The 18,431-nt window shown below is 75.1% G+C and carries 16 protein-coding genes and 3 tRNA genes; 9 read left to right on the forward strand and 10 right to left on the reverse strand.

Features of this window, described 5'->3' with window-relative positions; all coding sequences use genetic code 11:
* The first annotated feature begins 106 nt into the window (after positions 1 to 106).
* Positions 107 to 2,188 carry a molybdopterin oxidoreductase family protein gene (locus IE106_RS18140; RefSeq protein ID WP_189535282.1) on the forward strand — a complete coding sequence of 694 codons (2,082 nt, stop codon included), beginning with the start codon at positions 107 to 109 and terminating at the stop codon, positions 2,186 to 2,188.
* Here the strand turns inward: IE106_RS18140 and IE106_RS18145 are convergent.
* The 3 genes from IE106_RS18145 to IE106_RS18155 all read right to left on the reverse strand — a co-directional run bounded on the left by IE106_RS18145 (position 2,148) and on the right by IE106_RS18155 (position 3,790).
* Positions 2,148 to 2,585, reverse strand: coding sequence for a gamma-glutamylcyclotransferase family protein (locus IE106_RS18145; RefSeq protein WP_189535284.1), 438 nt, complete (start codon positions 2,583 to 2,585; stop codon positions 2,148 to 2,150). The two genes, IE106_RS18140 and IE106_RS18145, sit on opposite strands and share 41 nt — an antisense overlap.
* Positions 2,582 to 2,902 (reverse strand): divalent-cation tolerance protein CutA, encoded by a 321-nt coding sequence (cutA, locus tag IE106_RS18150; protein WP_189535286.1) that lies wholly within the window; start codon positions 2,900 to 2,902, stop codon positions 2,582 to 2,584. The genes IE106_RS18145 and cutA overlap by 4 nt, the downstream gene beginning before the upstream one ends.
* A gap of 75 nt (positions 2,903 to 2,977) precedes the next feature.
* Positions 2,978 to 3,790 (reverse strand): arylamine N-acetyltransferase family protein, encoded by an 813-nt coding sequence (locus IE106_RS18155; protein WP_189535288.1) that lies wholly within the window; start codon positions 3,788 to 3,790, stop codon positions 2,978 to 2,980.
* A 320-nt stretch (positions 3,791 to 4,110) separates the two neighbouring features.
* Between IE106_RS18155 and IE106_RS18160 the strand changes: the two genes are divergently transcribed.
* The 5 genes from IE106_RS18160 to IE106_RS18180 all read left to right on the forward strand — a co-directional run bounded on the left by IE106_RS18160 (position 4,111) and on the right by IE106_RS18180 (position 10,798).
* Positions 4,111 to 4,863, forward strand: a complete 753-nt coding sequence (locus IE106_RS18160) for a sirohydrochlorin chelatase (protein WP_189535290.1) — start codon at positions 4,111 to 4,113, stop codon at positions 4,861 to 4,863.
* Positions 4,864 to 4,908: 45 nt separating this feature from the next.
* On the forward strand, positions 4,909 to 6,222 hold the full coding sequence (locus IE106_RS18165) for a deoxyguanosinetriphosphate triphosphohydrolase (protein ID WP_189535293.1): 1,314 nt from the start codon (positions 4,909 to 4,911) through the stop codon (positions 6,220 to 6,222).
* Positions 6,223 to 6,337: 115 nt separating this feature from the next.
* The gene (locus tag IE106_RS18170) at positions 6,338 to 7,615 is read left to right on the forward strand and encodes an NAD(P)/FAD-dependent oxidoreductase (RefSeq protein ID WP_189535295.1); all 1,278 of its coding nucleotides are present in this window, start codon (positions 6,338 to 6,340) and stop codon (positions 7,613 to 7,615) included.
* Between the two features lie 35 nt (positions 7,616 to 7,650).
* The gene (gene dnaG, locus IE106_RS18175; RefSeq protein WP_189535298.1) at positions 7,651 to 9,567 is read left to right on the forward strand and encodes a DNA primase; all 1,917 of its coding nucleotides are present in this window, start codon (positions 7,651 to 7,653) and stop codon (positions 9,565 to 9,567) included.
* Between the two features lie 97 nt (positions 9,568 to 9,664).
* Positions 9,665 to 10,798, forward strand: coding sequence for an RNA polymerase sigma factor (locus IE106_RS18180; RefSeq protein WP_373295958.1), 1,134 nt, complete (start codon positions 9,665 to 9,667; stop codon positions 10,796 to 10,798).
* Positions 10,799 to 10,802: 4 nt separating this feature from the next.
* Here IE106_RS18180 and IE106_RS18185 read toward each other — a convergent pair whose 3' ends face one another.
* The 5 genes from IE106_RS18185 to IE106_RS18205 form a co-directional block, all read right to left on the reverse strand.
* Positions 10,803 to 11,042, reverse strand: coding sequence for a glycine zipper domain-containing protein (locus tag IE106_RS18185; protein WP_189535299.1), 240 nt, complete (start codon positions 11,040 to 11,042; stop codon positions 10,803 to 10,805).
* A 47-nt stretch (positions 11,043 to 11,089) separates the two neighbouring features.
* A complete protein-coding gene (locus IE106_RS18190; protein ID WP_189535301.1) occupies positions 11,090 to 13,021 on the reverse strand; it encodes an ABC transporter ATP-binding protein in 1,932 nt (643 codons plus the stop codon).
* Complete coding sequence (locus IE106_RS18195; RefSeq protein ID WP_189535303.1) at positions 13,021 to 14,754, reverse strand: ABC transporter ATP-binding protein; 1,734 nt, start codon at positions 14,752 to 14,754, stop codon at positions 13,021 to 13,023. Before IE106_RS18195 ends, IE106_RS18190 begins: the two co-directional genes overlap by 1 nt.
* Before the next feature lie 89 nt (positions 14,755 to 14,843).
* A complete protein-coding gene (locus tag IE106_RS18200) occupies positions 14,844 to 16,283 on the reverse strand; it encodes a xylulokinase (RefSeq protein ID WP_189535306.1) in 1,440 nt (479 codons plus the stop codon).
* Positions 16,284 to 16,333: 50 nt separating this feature from the next.
* Positions 16,334 to 16,633, reverse strand: coding sequence for a YtxH domain-containing protein (locus IE106_RS18205; RefSeq protein WP_189535308.1), 300 nt, complete (start codon positions 16,631 to 16,633; stop codon positions 16,334 to 16,336).
* 183 nt (positions 16,634 to 16,816) lie between these two features.
* Here IE106_RS18205 and IE106_RS18210 point away from each other — a divergent pair.
* The 3 genes from IE106_RS18210 (at position 16,817) to IE106_RS18220 (ending at position 17,230) form a co-directional block, all read left to right on the forward strand.
* Positions 16,817 to 16,889 (forward strand) — tRNA-Asn (locus tag IE106_RS18210).
* A 5-nt stretch (positions 16,890 to 16,894) separates the two neighbouring features.
* Positions 16,895 to 16,967, forward strand: a tRNA-Asn gene (locus tag IE106_RS18215).
* A gap of 186 nt (positions 16,968 to 17,153) precedes the next feature.
* Positions 17,154 to 17,230 (forward strand) — tRNA-Ile (locus IE106_RS18220).
* Positions 17,231 to 17,493: 263 nt separating this feature from the next.
* Here the strand turns inward: IE106_RS18220 and IE106_RS18225 are convergent.
* Entirely contained in the window at positions 17,494 to 17,775 is a 282-nt protein-coding gene (locus tag IE106_RS18225) for a hypothetical protein (RefSeq protein WP_189535310.1), read from the reverse strand.
* Positions 17,775 to 18,137, reverse strand: coding sequence for a hypothetical protein (locus tag IE106_RS18230; protein WP_189535312.1), 363 nt, complete (start codon positions 18,135 to 18,137; stop codon positions 17,775 to 17,777). Before IE106_RS18230 ends, IE106_RS18225 begins: the two co-directional genes overlap by 1 nt.
* Positions 18,138 to 18,431: the final 294 nt, after the last annotated feature.

The raw sequence follows: 18,431 nt of genomic DNA on the forward strand, positions 1-18,431 counted from the left end.
CCCCCGCGCGGCTCACCGCCCGGGGCCGCGCCGCCGGAGCGCGACGTACCCCGTGCGTAATACACCGGGACCCCGGCCGTAACACACGCGCCGCACGCTCGGTGGCATGCTCGCCACCGCCACCACCTCCACGCACTGCCCGTACTGCGCCCTGCAGTGCGGAATGAACCTCCGGCCCGCCGAGGGCGGCGGGGTCGACGTCGTGGAGCGCACGGACTTCCCCGTCAACCGGGGCGCCCTGTGCGGCAAGGGACGTACCGCACCCGCCGTGCTCTCCTCCCGGGTCAGGCTGACCGGGCCGCTGATCCGGCGCCACGCCGCGGGCGGGCTGGAACCGGCCACCTGGGAGGAGGCACTGCGCGCCGTCGCCGACGGGCTGCGGCGCACCCGCGCCGCGCACGGGCCCGACGGGGTCGGGGTGTTCGGCGGCGGCGGGCTCACCAACGAGAAGGCGTACACGCTCGGCAAGTTCGCCCGGCTCGTCCTCGGCACCTCCCAGATCGACTACAACGGCCGCTTCTGCATGTCGTCCGCCGCGGCGGCCCACACCAGGGCGTTCGGCCTCGACCGGGGCCTGCCGTTCCCGCTGGAGGACCTCCCGCGCACCGGCTGCGTCATCCTGGTCGGCTCCAACCTGGCCGAGACGATGCCGCCGGCGCTGCGGTACCTGACCGAGCTGAGGGAGAACGGCGGCAGGCTCGTCGTCGTCGACCCGCGCCGCACCCGCACCGCCGAACAGGCCGACCTGCACCTCGCGCCCCGCCCCGGCACCGACCTCGCCCTCGCGCTCGGCCTGCTCCACCTGGTGGTCGCCGAGGGGCGCGTCGACGAGGAGTTCGTCGAGAGCCGCACGACCGGGTGGGCCGGTGCCCGCGCCGCCGCCATGTCCCACTGGCCGGCGCTCGTCGAGCGCATCACGGGCGTGCCGGTGCCGCAGCTGCGCGAGGCCGTCGCGATGTTCTGCGACGCGCCCAGCGGCATGGTCCTCACCGCGCGCGGCCCCGAGCAGCAGTCCAAGGGCACCGACACCGTCGGCGCCTGGATCAACCTGTGCCTGGCCACCGGCCGCGCCGGCCGCCCCCTGTCCGGGTACGGCTGCCTCACCGGCCAGGGCAACGGCCAGGGCGGCCGCGAGCACGGCCAGAAGGCCGACCAGCTGCCCGGCTACCGCAAGCTGGACGACCCCGCGGCCCGCGCCCACGTCGCCGGAGTGTGGGGCGTCGACCCGGACACCCTGCCCGGCCCCGGGCGCAGCGCCTACGAACTGCTCGACGCGCTCGGCCGGGACGTCAGGGCGCTGCTGCTGATGGGGTCCAACCCGGTCGTCTCCGCGCCGCGCGCCGCGCACGTCGAGGAGCGGCTGAGGTCCCTGGACTTCCTCGCCGTCGCCGACGTGGTGCTCTCCGAGACGGCCGCCCTCGCGGACGTCGTCCTGCCCGTCACGCAGTGGGCGGAGGAGACCGGGACCACCACCAGCCTGGAGGGCCGGGTCCTGCTCCGCCGCCGGGCGATCAGCCCGCCCGAGGGGGTCCGCAGCGACCTGGAGGTGCTGCACGGCCTCGCGGAGCTGCTCGGCTGGGAGAAGGGCTTCCCGACCGACCCCGAGGAGGTCTTCGACGAGCTGCGCCGCGCCTCCGCGGGCGGCATCGCCGACTACGCGGGCATCAGCTACCGGCGCATCATCGAGGAGGACGGCGTCTTCTGGCCGTGCCCCGACCCCGGCCACCCCGGTACGCCCCGGCTGTTCCTCGACCGGTTCGCCACCCCGGACGGCCGGGCCCGGTTCGTCCCGGTCACGCACCGGGCGTCCGCCGAGGAGACCGACGAGGAGTACCCGGTCGTCCTGACGACGGGCCGCGTCGTCTCCCAGTACCAGTCGGGCGCCCAGACCCGGCGGGTCGAGGAGCTGAACGCCGCCGCCCCCGGGCCGTTCGTGGAGCTGCACCCGCGGCTCGCGGAGCGGGTCGGCGTCGCGGAGGGCGACCCGGTCGCGGTCGTGTCGCGGCGCGGGCGGGCGGTCGCCCCGGCCCGCATCACCACGGCGATCCGGCCCGACACGGTGTTCATGCCGTTCCACTGGCCGGGCGAGGGCCGCGCCAACACGCTCACCAACCCGGCGCTCGACCCGACGTCGAAGATGCCCGAGTTCAAGGTGTGCGCGGTACGCCTCGAAGCGGCCGGCGGCTGAGCCAGTCGCCGCCCGGTATCCGCGGCCCCGGCACGGCGCGCGCCGCCGCCACGTACACCCACGCCGGCACCGGGGCCCCGTCCCGCACGCGGACCACGTCGCAGCGCCGGCGCTCGTACAGGTTCCGCGGGTGGCCGGGGCCGTGGTACTCCTCCAGCAGGTCCAGGGAGGCCAGCAGCCCGCCGTACGCGCCCGGCGCGGCGTGCACGAGGTCCCCGGCGACGTGGCCGGTGCCGCCGCGCACCGCGTACGGGTAGCCGGGCCCGTCGTGGAGGACGGCGCCCGGCAGCCGCGCCGGCTCCTCGGCGGCGGTGCGGCCCCGGAGGAACAGGGCGTGGTTGGGCTCGCCGGGCCGCAGCGTCCCGTACACGAAGAACGGCAGCTCGCCGGCGGTCATCCGGCCGTCTCCCGCTCCACCCACGCCAGGTAGTCGGCGCCGCCCCGCACCACGGGCGTGGCGACGATCTCCGGCGTCGCGTAGTCGTGGTGGCGGCGGATGTGCTCCTCCAGCGCGTCGTACCGCGCGGCGGCCGTCTTGAACAGCACCTGCCACTCCTGCGCGGTCTCGACGGCGCCCTCCCAGCGGTAGACGGACGTCACCGGCCCGGAGACCTGCGCGCACGCGGCGAGGCGCGCCTCCACCGCGCCCCGCGCCAGCGCCTCGGCCTTCGCCGCGCCGTCGGTGGTGGTCAGTACGGTCAGAACCTGCGTCACGCTCGCGCACCTCCGGGTGGGACACCGCCGTCGCCACCAGGATGGCACCCGCGCCCCGGCGCGCGGGCCCGCCCGTCAGGGGCGGGGGTGCAGGGGCACCGGCGGCCGGTCCAGGCGGACGCCGAAGTGCTCGCGGTACGCGGCGAGCAGCTCCGCGTCGTCGGCGAGCGGGCGCTCCGTACGCCGGCCGTCCTCGGTGGTGACGAGCCGCCGGCCGCTGAGCGTGAGGCGGCCCCGCGCGGTGAGGAGCGAGCAGACCGGCGAGCGGGTGAAGTGCGACCGGGGCGAGGTGCGGTGCCACCAGGCGCCCGCCGCGAAGTCGGACAGCGCGCGCGGCCGCCGCTCCAGCCGGTACTGGGGCCTGCCGTCCCGCACCACGTCGAGGTCGCCGTCCGCCCCGGGCCCCTCGCACTCCACGATCCGGAACACCCCCGACGGGTCCTTCTGGTCGCCCCGTTCGCCGAGGTCGATCGGGAAGTGGCTGTGGTCGCCGAAGCCCACGTCGGTCAGCCAGGCCCGGCCGTCGCCGTCGGCCGCCCGGACCCGCAGCGCGAGGTGGTCGTAGGGGATGCCGGGGCGGCCGTCCTTGTCGTACACGCGGGCCTGGAGCAGGTCCACCTCGTACCCGAGGGACCGCAGCAGCGCCGCGAAGGCGCCGTTCAACTCGTAGCAGAATCCGCCGCGCAGGCCGTCCACGATCTTCCCGACGAGCGCCTCCTCCTCCAGGACGACGTCCTCGCCGAGGTGGATCGAGAGGTTCTCGAACGGCACGGTCGTCAGGTGCCGCAGCTGCAGGTCGTGCAGCGCGTCCTCGGTGGGGCGGGAGGGCCGGTCGGCGCCGATGCGGCGCAGGTACGCGTCGACGCGTTCGGGTGACAGGGTCTCCATGTCCCCAGTCTCGCAGGCCCGTCTGGGCAGCCGCCCCGGGGAGGGCGGGCGCGGCGCCCCCGGCGCCCGGCCGGCCGGGGCCCGCACGGCGGCCCGGCGGGGGCGGCGCCGGGCAGCGCGCCGAGCGACCGCGCGGCGACGAAGCCGGGCAGCGAGGCGGGCGCGATCCCGGTGGCCGCGCCGCCGCCCGCTGACACCCGCCCCGCCCGCCGGGTGAGCCGACGCCAAAGCACCCGTCACCGCCGCGCAACACCGCGGCAATCTCCGCGCGCCAGGATCGGCACACGATCCCCACCCCCGACGGAACGCGCAGGCCGCCCATGAGCACACCCACCCTGGTCGCCGTCGCCCACGGCAGCCGAGACCCCCGGGCCCTGCCCGCGGTGGCCGCGCTGCTCGACGAGGTCCGCGGGCTCCGCCCCGGCCTGCCCGTCCGGCTCGGCCACGTCGAACTCGACGAACCCCTGCTCACCGACACCCTCGACGACCTCCCCGCCGGCGGCGACGCGATCCTCGTGCCGCTCCTCTTCGGCCGCGGCCACCACGTCAAACACGACCTGCCGCGGGCCGCCGCGGCCGCCGCCCCCCGCGTGCGCGTCCGTGTCGCGGCCCCCCTCGGACCCCACCCGCTCCTCGCCGAGGCCCTCCACGACCGGCTCGCCGAGGCCGGCTGGCGCCCCGGCCCCCGCACGAGCCGCACCGCCGGCGTCGTCCTCGCCGCCGCCGGCTCCCGCGACCCCGAGTCCACCGCCGGCACCCGCCGCCTCGCGGCGCTCCTCGGCGAACGCCTCGGCGGAGTGCCCGTCGTCCCCGCCTACGCCTCCGCCGCGTCCCCCACCGTCCCCGAGGCCGTCCGGGAGCTCGCCGCCCGCGGCCGCACCCGGATCGCCGTCGCCTCCTGCTTCACCGCCCCCGGCCTCTTCGCCACCCGCAGCGCCGCCGCCGCGCCCTGGATCGCCGCCGCCCCCCTCGGCCCGCACCCCGCGCTGGCCCGGCTCGTCCTGCACCGCTACGACGAGGCCCTCACCCGCCGCGCCGCGGCCCCGGCGCCCCGCGCGTACGCCCCCGCCTGACGCGGCGCACGCTTCACCGTCACCCCGGGCGGTTACCTTCACTGCATGAACGGCACGGCAGGCACGACCCCCCAGGACAGCGCGTACGACGCGGCGGCCACCGAACGCTGGGCCGCCGAGCCCGACAAGCGCCCCGGCCGCACCGCCTTCCAGCGCGACCGGGCGCGCGTCCTGCACTCCTCCGCCCTGCGCCGCCTCGCCGGCAAGACCCAGGTCGTCACCCCCGGCACGAGGAGCCCCGCCTGGGACGCCAGCCCCCGCACCCGGCTCACCCACTCCCTCGAATGCGCCCAGGTCGGCCGCGAACTGGGCGCCGCGCTCGGCTGCGACCCCGACCTCGTCGAAGCCGCCTGCCTCTCCCACGACATGGGCCACCCGCCGTTCGGGCACAACGGCGAGCAGGCCCTCAACGAGTTCGCCGAGGACTGCGGGGGCTTCGAGGGCAACGCCCAGTCGCTGCGCCTGCTCACCCGCATCGAACCCAAGCGGTTCGTCCCCGACCCCGCCACCGGCGACCTCGTCAGCGTCGGCCTCAACCTCACCCGCGCCGCCCTCGACGCCGCCACCAAGTACCCGTGGCCGCGCGGCGCCCACCCCACCGACCCGCACTCCCCGAAGTTCGGCGTGTACGAGGACGACCTGCCCGTCTTCACCTGGGCCCGCCGGGGCGCCCCCGCCGGCCGCACCTGCTTCGAGGCCCAGGTCATGGACTGGTCCGACGACGTCGCCTACTCGGTGCACGACTTCGAGGACGGCCTCCACGCCGGACACGTCGACCCCAACCTCCTCCTCGCCGAACCGGAGCGCGCCGACATCTGGCGCGTCGCCGTCGGCCGCTACGTGCCGGCCGACACCGACCCGCAGGAGCTCGCCGACGCCCTCGACCGGCTCGTCGACCAGGAGTGGTGGCCGCACGGCTACGACGGCACCGCCCTCGCCCAGGCCCGCCTCAAGGACGCCACCAGCCAGCTCATCGGCCGCTTCTGCCTCGCCGCCGAGGGCGCCACCCGCCAGGCGTACGGCTCCGGCCGCCTCACCCGGTACGGCGCCCGGCTCGTCGTCCCCCGCGAGACCCGCAACGAGTGCGCCGTCCTCAAGGCCGTCGCCGACCGGTACGTGATGCAGCGCGCCGAGCAGGAGGCCCTCCGCGCCGACCAGCGCGTCGTCATCGCCGAACTGGCCGACGCGCTGGTGCGGCGCGCCCCCGACGGCCTCGACCCGCAGTTCCGCGCCCTGTTCGACGCCGCGCCCGACGACCGGGCCCGCAAGCGGGTCGTCGTCGACCAGATCGCCTCCCTCACCGACGCCGCCGCCCGCGCCCTCCACGCGCGCCTGGCCGCCCCCCGCCGCACCCGGTAGGCCCTCCTCCGCGCCCCCGCACGGCGCGGGGCCCTCCCCGGGCACCCGACCGGACGGCGGCGCGCGGCGTAGCGTGGACACGGACGCACCGCGCATCCCGGGTAGGAGGCGACACGTGGTCGACACGGACGAGACCTTCGTCATCGTGGGCGGGGGACTGGCCGGTGCCAGGGCGGCGGAGACCCTGCGCGCCGAGGGGTTCCCCGGACGGGTGGTCCTCGTCGGCGACGAACCCGACCACCCCTACGAACGCCCCCCGCTGTCCAAGGGCTACCTGTCCGGCAGGGAGGCGCGCGACGGCGTCTTCGTCCACGAACCCGCCTGGTACGCCCGCTCCGGCGTTGAGCTCCACCTCGGCCGGCCCGCCACCGCCGTCGACCGCGACCGGCGGACGGTCCGCCTCGCCGACGGCACCACGCTCCCCTACGACAGGCTGCTCCTCGCCACCGGCGCCGAACCGCGCCGCCTCGACGTCCCCGGCACCGACCTCGCCGGCGTCCACCACCTGCGCCGCCTCGGCGACGCCGACCGCCTCCGGGGCGCCCTCGCCGCCCTCGGCCGCGACAACGGCCACCTGGTCGTCGCCGGCGCCGGCTGGATCGGCCTGGAGGTCGCCGCCGCCGCCCGCGGCTACGGCGCCGAGGTCACCGTCGTCGAACCGGAGGCCACCCCGCTCCACCAGGCCGTCGGCCCCGAGCTGGGCCAGATCCTCACCGAGCTGCACGCCGACCACGGCGTCCGCTTCCGGTTCGGCACCCGCCTCTCCGAGATCGTCGGCCAGGACGGCGCGGTCCTCGCCGCCCGCACCGACGACGGCGACGAGCACCCCGCGCACGCCGTGCTCGCCGCGGTCGGCGCCGTGCCCCGCACCGAGCTCGCCGAGGCCGCCGGGCTCGCCCTCGCCGACCGCGCCCACGGCGGCGGCATCGCCGTCGACGCCTCGCTGCGCACCTCCGACCCGTACATCCACGCCGCCGGCGACGTCGCCGCCGCGCACCACCCCCTCCTCGGCGTCCGGCTGCGCGTGGAGCACTGGGCCAACGCCCTGGACGGCGGCCCGGCCGCCGCCCGCGCCATGCTCGGCCGGGCCGTGTCGTACGACCGGCTGCCCTCCTTCTTCTCCGACCAGTACGACCTCGGCCTGGAGTACTCCGGCTGGGCGCCGCCCGGCTCGTACGACCAGGTGGTGCTGCGCGGCGACGCCGGCAGGCGCCGGTTCGTCGCGTTCTGGCTGAAGGACCGCCGGGTCCTGGCCGGGATGAGCGTGAACGTGGGGGAGGTCACGGGGCCGGTGCAGGACCTGGTCCGCGCGGGCGCGGCGGGCGCGGCCGTGGACACGGAGGCCCTGGCGGACCCGTCGGTCCCGCTGCCCTCCCTGCTGCCGGGAGCGTAGTCCGGGAGCGCGCCCCGCCCCCGTAGAATCTCTGCGTGGCAGGCAGGATCAACGATGACGACGTGAAGGCGGTGCGGGACGCCGTCCCCATCGACGCCGTCGTGTCCGAGTACCTCCAGCTGCGCAACGCCGGCGGCGGCAACCTCAAGGGGCTGTGCCCCTTCCACGACGAGAAGTCCCCCTCCTTCCAGGTCAGCCCCAGCAAGGGTCTCTTCCACTGCTTCGGCTGCCAGGAGGGCGGGGACACCATCGCCTTCGTCATGAAGATCGACCACCTCTCCTTCTCGGAGACGGTCGAGCGGCTCGCCGCCCGCGCCGGCATCACCCTCCGCTACGAGGAGGGCGGCTACAACCCCACCCACCAGCGCGGCGAGCGCATCCGCCTGGTCGAGGCGCACAAGGCGGCCGCCCAGTACTACGCCGAGCAGCTGGACGGCGCGGAGGCGGAGATCGGGCGCAGGTTCCTCGCCGAGCGCGGCTTCGACCAGGCCGCCGCCGGCCACTTCGGGGTCGGCTACAGCCCCGCCGGCTGGGACCACCTCACGCGCCACCTGCGCGGCAGGGGCTTCTCCGACAAGGAGCTGATCCTCTCCGGCCTGTCCCAGGACGGCCGCCGCGGCCCCATCGACCGCTTCCGCGGCCGGCTGATGTGGCCCATCCGCGACGTGGGCGGCGACGTGGTCGGCTTCGGCGCGCGCCGGCTCCGCGACGACGACAACGGGCCCAAGTACCTCAACACGCCCGAGACGCCGATCTACCGCAAGTCGCAGGTCCTCTACGGCATCGACCTCGCCAAGAAGGACATCGCCAAGTCCAGCCGCGCCGTCGTCGTCGAGGGCTACACCGACGTCATGGCCTGCCACCTCGCCGGTGTCACCACCGCCATCGCGACCTGCGGCACCGCCTTCGGCGGCGACCACATCAAGATCCTCCGCCGGCTGCTGATGGACAACGGCTCCGCCCGCGTGATCTTCACCTTCGACGGCGACGCGGCCGGCCAGAAGGCCGCGCTGCGGGCCTTCGAGGACGACCAGAAGTTCGCCGCCGAGACGTACATCGCGATCGCCCCGGACGGCATGGACCCCTGCGAGCTGCGGCTCGTCAAGGGCGACGAGGCCGTGCAGGAGCTGGTCGAGCCGCGCACCCCGCTGTTCGAGTTCGCACTGCGGCAGATCGTGAACCGCTACGACCTGGAGACCCCGGCGGGCCGCGCCGCCGCCCTCGACGAGGCCGCGCCGATCGTCGCCCGCATCAAGAACGTCGCCTCGCAGCACGAGGTCGCCGTGGAACTGGCCGGGATGCTCGGCATCCTCGACACGCAGTTCGTCGTGAAGCGCGTCGCGCAGCTCGCCCGCTGGGCCAGGGACCGCGGCGGCGCCCCCGACGGCCGCCCCCGCCCGGGGACCGGCCCCCGCCCGCCGGCGCCCGCCGGGCAGCGCCAGGCCCAGCCCTCCTTCACCGGCCCGGCCCTCAACCTGCGCAGCCCCGCCCACCGCACGGAGCGGGAGCTGCTGAAGCTCGCCCTGCAGTACCCGGCCCTGGTGTCCCCGGCGTTCGACGCGTACGGCGCCGACGAGTTCACCGCCCCGCCGTACGCCGCGGTGCGCCGCACCATCGCCGAGGCGGGCGGCGCCGCGCAGGGTGTCGACGCCGCCGCCGACTACCTGGCCCGCGTCCGCGCCGCCGCCCCCGACGACACGGTCCGCGCGATGGTCACCGAGCTGGCCGTGGAGGCCGTCCTCACCCGCACGGTCGACGAGGCGTACGCGGGGGAGCAGCTGGTCCAGGTCCGCCTCCGCGCCGTCGACCGCCGTGTCCACGAGGTCCAGGGCACCCTCACCCGCCTGGGCACGCACGGCGACCCGGAGCGGCTCGCGGCCGTCCAGAACGAACTGTGGGTCCTCCAGCAGTACGGCCAGTCGCTCCGCAACCACGGCGTCGCCGCCCTGTGAGGCGCCCCGCGCGCGGCCCCGCCCGCCGTACCGGCGGGTAGTCGCGCCGTCACGCACCGGTCGCAGAAAGTGGGCGCACGACCCTCGTGGCGGCGATGTGTCGTACCCCACACTGGGGGCGGTGACGGACCGAACCGGCAGCGATCACCTGGAGGTCGCCCCCGTGCAGACCCAGACCCTGAACGACGCCGTCCCCGTGCAGGACGTCCCTGTGCAGGGCCCGCCGCCGGAGCACCCCGAGCCCCTCCCGGAGGACGTGCCCGACCTGCCGGAACCGCTCCCGGAGCCGCCCGCCCGCCCCGTCGCCGACCGGACCGCGGCGCCCTCGTCGGACCTGTTCCGGCAGTACCTGCGGGAGATCGGCCGCATCCCGCTCCTCACCGCCGCCGAGGAGGTCGAGCTGGCCCGGCGCGTCGAGGCGGGCCTCTTCGCGGAGGAGAAGCTCGCCCGCACCCCGGACCCGGACTCCCGGCTCGCCGTCGACCTCGACACCCTGGTCGTGCGGGGCCGGATGGCCAAGCGCCGGCTCATCGAGGCGAACCTGCGCCTCGTCGTCTCCGTCGCCAAGCGGTACGTCGGCCGCGGCCTGACCATGCTGGACCTCGTCCAGGAGGGCAACCTCGGCCTGATCCGGGCCGTCGAGAAGTTCGACTACGCGCGCGGCTACAAGTTCTCCACGTACGCGACCTGGTGGATCCGCCAGGCGATGTCCCGGGCCCTCGCCGACCAGGCCCGGACCATCCGGGTCCCCGTCCACGTCGTGGAGCTGATCAACCGCGTCGTACGGGTGCAGCGCGGCCTGCTCCAGGAGCGCGGGCGGGAGCCCACCGCCGAGGAGGTCGCCGCCCGCCTCGGCCTGCCGCCCGAGCGGATCGGGGAGGTGCTGAGGCTCGCCCAGGAGCCGGTCTCCCTGCACACGCCGGTCGGCGAGGAGGACGACGTGGCCCTGGGCGACCTCATCGAGGACGGCGACGCCGCCTCCCCGGTGGAGAGCGCCGCGTTCCTGCTGCTGCGGGAGCACCTGGAGGCGGTCCTGTCCACGCTGGGCGAGCGCGAGCGCGAGGTCGTCCAGCTCCGCTACGGGCTGGTCGACGGGCGGCCCCGCACCCTGGAGGAGATCGGACGCCTCTTCGGCGTGACGCGCGAACGCATCCGCCAGATCGAGTCCAAGACCCTCGGCAAGCTGCGGGACCACGCCTTCGCGGAGCAGTTGCGCGGCTACCTGGACTGAGCCGCTACTCCCCGGCGTCCCTCCCCGCCTCCCGCCGCGCGCCGCCGCGCGGGCGACCGAGCCCGAAGCCGAGGACCAGGCCGACCGGGATGCCCAGGGCGATGCCCGTCGCCAGGTCCCCGGTGACCGTCCCGTAGGCGGCGCCGATCGCGACGCCGACCGGCAGCCCCAGGGCGATCCCCAGGCCGTCGGCCTCCTTCTCCGTGTCCCGCGCCGCGTCCGCGGGCGCCGGCTCGTCCGCCATGCCGTCTCCCCCTTCGTGTCCCGTCCGCGCGGTGGTCCGCCGCGCGGTCAGTCGACCTCGGCCACCGCCTCCGCGAACTGCGCCGCGTACAGGCGCGCGTACGCGCCCTTCGCCGCGAGCAGCTCGTCGTGCGTGCCCTGCTCGACGATGGAGCCATTCTCCATCACCAAGATCACGTCCGCGTCGCGGATGGTCGACAGCCGGTGCGCGATGACGAAGGTCGTCCGCCCGTGGGCGAGGCGCGCCATCGCCTTCTGGATCAGCACCTCCGTACGGGTGTCCACCGAACTCGTCGCCTCGTCGAGCACCAGGATCACCGGGTCCGACAGGAACGCGCGGGCGATCGTGACCAGCTGCTTCTCGCCCGCGCTGACCCCGCCGCCCTCGTCGTCGATGACCGTGTCGTACCCGTCCGGCAGCGTGCGGACGAACCGGTCGGCGTGCGCGGCCCGCGCCGCCGCCTCGATCTCCTCGCGCGTCACCTCGCGCCCGGCGGCGGCGCCGTACGCGATGTTCTCCGCGATCGTCCCGCCGAACAGCCAGGCGTCCTGCAGGACCATGCCGATCGACGAACGCAGCTCCTCCCGCGACATCCGGGCCACGTCCACGCCGTCGAGGACGATCCGGCCGCCCGTCACCTCGTAGAACCGCATCAGCAGGTTGACCAGCGTCGTCTTGCCGGCGCCCGTCGGCCCCACGATCGCGACCGTCTGGCCCGGCTCCACCGTCAGCGACAGGTCCTCGATGAGCGGCTTCTCCGGCTCGTAGCGGAACGACACCTTCTCCAGCGTCACCGCCCCGCGCACCTCGGCGGGCCGCTCCAGCGCGGGCGACCGCGGCTCCTCCCGCGCGTCCAGCAGCTCGAAGACCCGCTCGGCGGACGCCACGCCGGACTGCATCAGGTTCGCCATCGACGCGACCTGCGTCAGCGGCATCGAGAACTGCCGCGAGTACTGGACGAACGCCTGCACGTCGCCGATCGACAGCGTCCCGGACGCCACGCGCAGCCCGCCGACGACCGCCACCAGCACGTAGTTCAGGTTCGACACGAAGAACATCAGCGGCTGCATGATCCCGCTGTTGAACTGCGCCCGGAACCCGGCCTCGTACAACTCCTCGTTCTGCTCGCGGAACTCCCGCGCCGCCTCCTCCTGCCGGCCGAACACCTTCACCAGCGCGTGACCCGAGTACATCTCCTCGATGTGCGCGTTCAGCCCGCCCGTGGCCTTCCACTGCCGGACGAACTGCGGCTGCGACCGCTTGCCGACCCGCGCCGCCACGACCACCGACACCGGCACCGTCACCAGCGCGACCAGCGCCAGCAGCGGCGAGATCCAGAACATCATCGCGAGGACGCCCAGGATCGTCAGCACCGAGTTGACCAGCTGTCCCATGGTCTGCTGCATGGTCTGGCCGATGTTGTCGATGTCGTTCGTCGCCCGGCTCAGCACCTCGCCGCGCTGCGCCCGGTCGAAGTACGACAGCGGCAGCCGCTCCAGCTTCGCCTGCACGTCCTCGCGCAGCCGGTACACCGTCCGGTTGATGATCCTGATCGACATGCGGGTCGACACGAGCATCAGCAGCCCGGCGACCGTGTACACGGCCAGCGCCAGCAGCAGCACCTCGCCGACCGCGCCGAAGTCGATGCCCCGGCCGGGCGTGAAGTCCACGCCGGACAGCATGTCCGCGACCCCGTCGTCGCCGCTCTCCCGCAGCGCCCGGACGGCCTCCTCCTTGGTGCCGCCCGCCGGCATGCCGCGGCCGACGACGCCCGCGAACACCAGGTCCGTCGCCCAGCCGAGGATCTTCGGCCCGACCACGGCCGTCGCCACGCTGAGCACACCGGCGGCGACCATCACCCACAGCGCGGTCCTCTCCAGGGCGAGCTGCCGCAGCAGCCTGCGCAGCGACCCCCTGAAGTCCGCGGACCGGTCGCCCGGACCGCCGCCGGGCCGCATCATTCCGCCAGGACCGGCCATCAGGCAGCCTCCGCCTCGGTCAGCTGGGAGAGCACGATCTCCCGGTACGTCTCGTTGTCCGCCATCAGTTCGTGGTGGCGTCCCACCCCCACGACCCGGCCCTCGTCGAGGACCACGATCCGGTCGGCGTCCCTGATCGTCGACACCCGCTGGGCGACGATCACCACGGTCGCGTCGGCGGTCTCCCGCGCCAGCGCCGCCCGCAGCCGCGCGTCGGTGCTGTAGTCCAGCGCCGAGAAGGAGTCGTCGAAGAGGTAGATCTCCGGCCGCTGCACCAGCGTCCGCGCGATCGCCAGCCGCTGCCGCTGCCCGCCGGACACGTTCGTCCCGCCCTGCGAGACCGGCGCGTCCAGCCCGCCCTCCAGCTCCCGGACGAAGTCGGCCGCCTGCGCCGTCTCCAGGGCGTGCCACAGCTCCTCGTCCGTCGCGTCGGGCCGCCCGTACCGGAGGTTCGTCGCGACCGTCCCCGAGAACAGGTACGGCCGCTGGGGGACCAGCCCCACCGTCCGGGCGATCAGCGCCGGGTCCAGCTCGCGCACGTCGGTGCCGTTCACCAGCACCCGCCCGCCCGTCACGTCGAACAGCCGCGGCACGAGCCCCAGCAGCGTGGACTTGCCGCTGCCCGTGGACCCGATGACCGCCGTGACCTCGCCCGGCCCGGCCACCAGGTCGACGCCGCGCAGCACCGGCTCCTCGGCGCCCGGGTAGCGGAAGTCGGCGCCGCGGACCTCCAACCGGCCCCCGCGGGGCAGCTCCCGCACCGGCGACGCGGGCGGCAGCACGCTGGTCTCGGTGCGCAGCACCTCCTCGATGCGCTCGGCGCACACCTCGGCCCGCGGCACCATCATGAACATGAAGGTGGCCATCATCACGGCCATCACGATCTGCATCAGGTACGCCAGGAACGCCGTCAGCGCGCCGATCTGCATCGCGCCCTCGTCGATCCGGTGCGCGCCGAACCAGACCACGGCGACGCTGGAGAAGTTCACCACCGTCATCACGGTCGGGAACATCAGCGCCATCAGCCGGCCCGCCGCCATCGACACGTCGGTCAGCCCGGTGTTCGCGCCCTTGAAGCGCTCCCGCTCGTACGCGTCCCGTACGAACGCCCGGATGACGCGGTTGCCGGTGATCTGCTCGCGCAGCACCCGGTTCACCGTGTCGAGCCGCTCCTGCATCGTGCGGAACAGCGGCCGCATCCGGATCACGATCAGCGACACGGCGACGCCCAGCACCGGCACCACGGCCAGCAGCACGGCCGACAGCGGCACGTCCTGACCGAGCGCCAGCACGACCCCGCCCACGCACATGATCGGCGCCGACACCATCAGCGTGAACGCCAGCAGCACCAGCATCTGCACCTGCTGGACGTCGTTGGTGGTGCGGGTGATCAGCGACGGCGCCCCGAAGTGCCCCAGCTCCCGCGCCGAGAACGACTGGACCCGGTCGAAGACCGCCGCCCGCACGTCCCGGCCCAGCGCCGAGGCGGTCCGGGCGCCGTAGTAGACCGCGCCGATGTTCCCCGCGACCTGCACCACGGACACGGCGATCATCAGGGCGCCGTACCGCAGGATGTAGCCGGTGTCGCCCGTCACGACACCCTTGTCGATGATGTCGGCGTTGAGCGTCGGCAGATAGAGGGTGGCGCCCGTCTGCAGGAGTTGGAGCGCCACCAGGAGGACTATGGCCCGTTTGTACGGCACCAGATGGATGCGGAGTAGTTGTCTGAGCACGGATTCCACTATCGCTTCCGCGCCCCGGCCGTTACGACCGGGTTTCCGCCCCGTCCGCTACGAGCCGAACTCCCTTGCGCCGAAAGCCCCTACGCGCCGAACGCCCCCGGGTGCAACTGGTCCCGCGTCGCCTCGTACTGCTGGCGCACCGCCTGGCCCACCGCGAGCTCCTCACCCGGCTCGAACACCTGCGCCGCCGCGCCCCGCCACGCCGGCGGCGCCTGCCGGGTCAGCGTCCCGTGCGCCACCCCCAGCGCCCACGCCGCCTGCCGCGCGGCCCCCAGCGCCGTGTAGTCCGCCGGCTGCGGCACGACGACCTGCGCGCCGAAGATCGCGGGCGCCGCCGCCTGCACCGCCGGCAGCTCCGCCGCGGCCCCCAGCAGGAACACCCGGCGCACCGCCACCCCGCGCCGCCGCAGCACGTCCAGCGCGTCGGCCAGCGCGCACAGCATGCCCTCGAACGCCGCCCGCGCCAGGTGCTCCGGCTTCATCGACTCGCGCCGCAGCCCGCTCAGCGTGCCCGCGGTGTGCGGCAGCGGCGGCGTCCGCTCGCCCTCCAGGTAGGGGAGCAGCACCAGCCCGGACGCGCCGGGCGTCGACTTCAGGGCCAGCGCCGACAGCTCCTCCAGGCTCTCCACGCCCAGCATCTCCGCCGTGCCGCGCAGCGTCCGCACCGCGTTCGAGGTGTGGACCACCGGCAGGTGGGTGCCCGCCGCGTCGGCGAACGCCGTGATCATGCCCTGCGGGTCGCTCAGCGCCTCGTGGTGCACCGCCATCACGGACCCGGACGCCCCCAGCGACACCACGGCGTCGCCGATGCCGAGCCCGAGGCCCAGCGCGGCGGCCATCGTCTCCCCGGTGCCCGCCGAGATCAGCAGGCCCTCCGGGGTCACGCCGGCGGCCTCCGCCGGGCCCAGCACCTCCGGCAGCGCCACCCGGTGGCCCAGCGCCAGCTCGACCAGGTCCGGCCGGTACGTGCCCGTGGCCGCCGACCAGTAGCCCGTCCCGGAGGCGCCGCCGCGGTCCGTGGTGCGCCGCGCCGGCCTGCCCAGCAGCTGCCACACCAGCCAGTCCTGCGGCTGGAGCACGGCGGCCACCCGCCGCGCCGCCTCCGGTTCGGTCCGCGCCAGCCAGCGCAGCTTCGCGACGGGCTGCGCCGACTGCGGTACGCAGCCGACGGCCTCCGCCCACGCCTGCCGTCCGCCCAGCGCCTCGACCAGGTCCGCGGCCGCGACCTGCGCCCGCTTGTCGTTGCCGACCAGCGCGGGGCGCACGGTGCCGCCCTGCTGATCGAGCGGGACGAGGCCGTGCTGCTGGGCGCACACGCCGATGGCCTGCACGCCCTCCAGCAGCCCGCCCGCGGCCGCCTCGCCGAGCGAGAGGAGCCACGCCTGCGGATCGACCTCCGTGGCCTTCGGCTCGACGGGGTGGGCGGCGTACCCCTGGCGCAGGACGGCGCCCGTGTCCGTGTCGCAGACGACGATGCGCGTGAAACCCGACGAACTGTCCAACCCGGCGACTATCCCCATGAAGGAGATTCTGCCGTACTCCGCCCGGTGTCCGGCCGGAAGCGGCAGCGTCAGGTGTTGGTCGTGCCCCAGTCGTCCTCGGCGCCCTGCCCGCGCTCCCGCAGCGAGCGCACCCGCTCGGTGACCGATTCCGGCATCCGGTCCCCGACCTTCTCGCTGACCGCGTCGTACGCCCGCCCGGCGACCTGCCGGCCGGTCTGCGCGGCCGACTCCGCCGCGTTGCGCACGGCGGGGTTGGCGGAGAGCTGCCGCGCCGACCGCCGCAGCTGCTCGTACCGCTCCCGTCCGGCCCGGGTCCCCAGGACGTATCCGACGGCCGCTCCAACGACGAACGTGAGCTTGTACCGCATGGCTGTCACCCTTCTCCGTAGGCGTCGGTGCCCGCCGCCTGCCCGCAGGGGCGGAGGTCACACCCGGGTCCGGGGCGATACCGATTGGCGGAGCACCCCCCAGCTTGCGCTAATGTATGTGTCGCAGCGAGCGAGCGCCGCCCGGGAGTCCCCCAGGTGGGTATGTTCGGTGCAACGCAGCAATCCCCTGTAGCTCAATTGGCAGAGCAGCCGGCTGTTAACCGGCAGGTTACTGGTTCGAGTCCAGTCGGGGGAGCGCGATCCCCTGTAGCTCAATTGGCAGAGCATTCGGCTGTTAACCGGAGGGTTACTGGTTCGAGTCCAGTCGGGGGAGCGGTGACGAGAGAGGGCCCCACGGGGTCCTCTCTCGCGTTTTCCGATCTTCTCCGGCCGGTCCGGAACCGTCCGGGGCCGGCGGTCGTCCTCCAGGACGTGCGTTGCCGACCATCCGGAGCAGGAGATCGTATGAGCGGCTATGCTGCGGCAGACGGCGCGCACAAATGTGCGCGACGCGCCGCACGGGGCGGTAGCTCAGCCGGTTAGAGCAGCGGACTCATAATCCGTCGGCCGTGGGTTCGAGTCCCACCCGCCCCACCAGTGCGGTCACCCAGCAGAAACGTTCCGACCGGGACTTCCACCGGTTCGGCCGGTTCCCGGGGTGACCGCGGCGGCCTCCCCCCAGAGTGGGGACGGATCGAAGGGCGCGGAGACCGCGACACGCGCCGCATCAGCCGGACGGCACGTTTTTCCCCCGTTCGGGCCAGCCCGCGCCACGCGCCACCGCCCGGGCCGCGCACCGGCCCGGACGTCACCGCCTCCTCCCTCCACCCGCGCGCGAGCCGCCGCCCCGCCCCCGGGCCTCACACTCGGCGGACCGCCACCGGCTCGGCGAGGGGGCCCGGGCCCGGGAGCGGGCCCGGCCGCACCGCCGGGTACCGGACCGCCGGGCGCCGGTCCCACGGGGCGTGGGCGACCGTCGGGCGCGGCAGCGGGTGGGGCCGTACCGGCACGGGTTCGAGGGCCGCCGTGGAACCGGCCGGTGACCGCCGGTTCGTGCCGTCGGGGACGAAGCGCACGTCGCTGTCGGTGGCGGTGTCCGCGTCGCCGGGGAGGACCACGGTGCGCGCGCCGAAGCGGATCATCAGCACGCAGCCCCGGCGGTGCCGACGCCGACCACGGCCGTGAACACGGGGTCGCTGTCGGAGAAGCCGAGGCTCACCGGCCGCAGGACGCCGAGGCGGGTGAACAGGATGTTCGCCGGCTGCGGGGCCGGCGGGGAGGAGCAGACCGGCGGGTACTCCAGGTCGTGGCGCGCGCACGCCGAGTCGCCCACCCCGGCGGGGACCCCCGGGATCCCGGCCGGCGGGCTCGTCCCGCCCGGGGTCGCCGGGTCGTAGGAGGGCAGCCCCCACTCCGGGTGGCCGTCGCGGATGGTCCTCGGCAGGTGGAGCGGGTTCTCCGGGTCCGGGTCGAACGTCCGCTTCCCCAGGGTCGGGATGATCACCCTGGTGATCGGGCCCGGCGGCTCCGAGGCCGTCACGGCCCCGCCCCGAGCGCTGTTCACCGCGGTCTTCCCGGCGCGGGACGGACGGGTGGGCTGAAGTACGAGGGATGATCAATCACGATCACGACATCTATCAGCTCGTGGCGGAAACGGCCCTTTTTGCGGAGCTTCCGGGCGTCCGTCCCGGCGGGCCTGACGGATCGTCCGGGCCGCTCCGACGGGCCGTCCCGCCGGGCGGCGGGTGCGGGGGCCCCGTCGTGTGGCAGGGGCCGGTGGGCCGGGCGGGGCGGGGTG

It is taken from the genome of Streptomyces roseolilacinus (genome assembly GCF_014649335.1).
In the GTDB taxonomy this organism is placed as follows: Bacteria; Actinomycetota; Actinomycetes; order Streptomycetales; family Streptomycetaceae; genus Streptomyces; species Streptomyces roseolilacinus.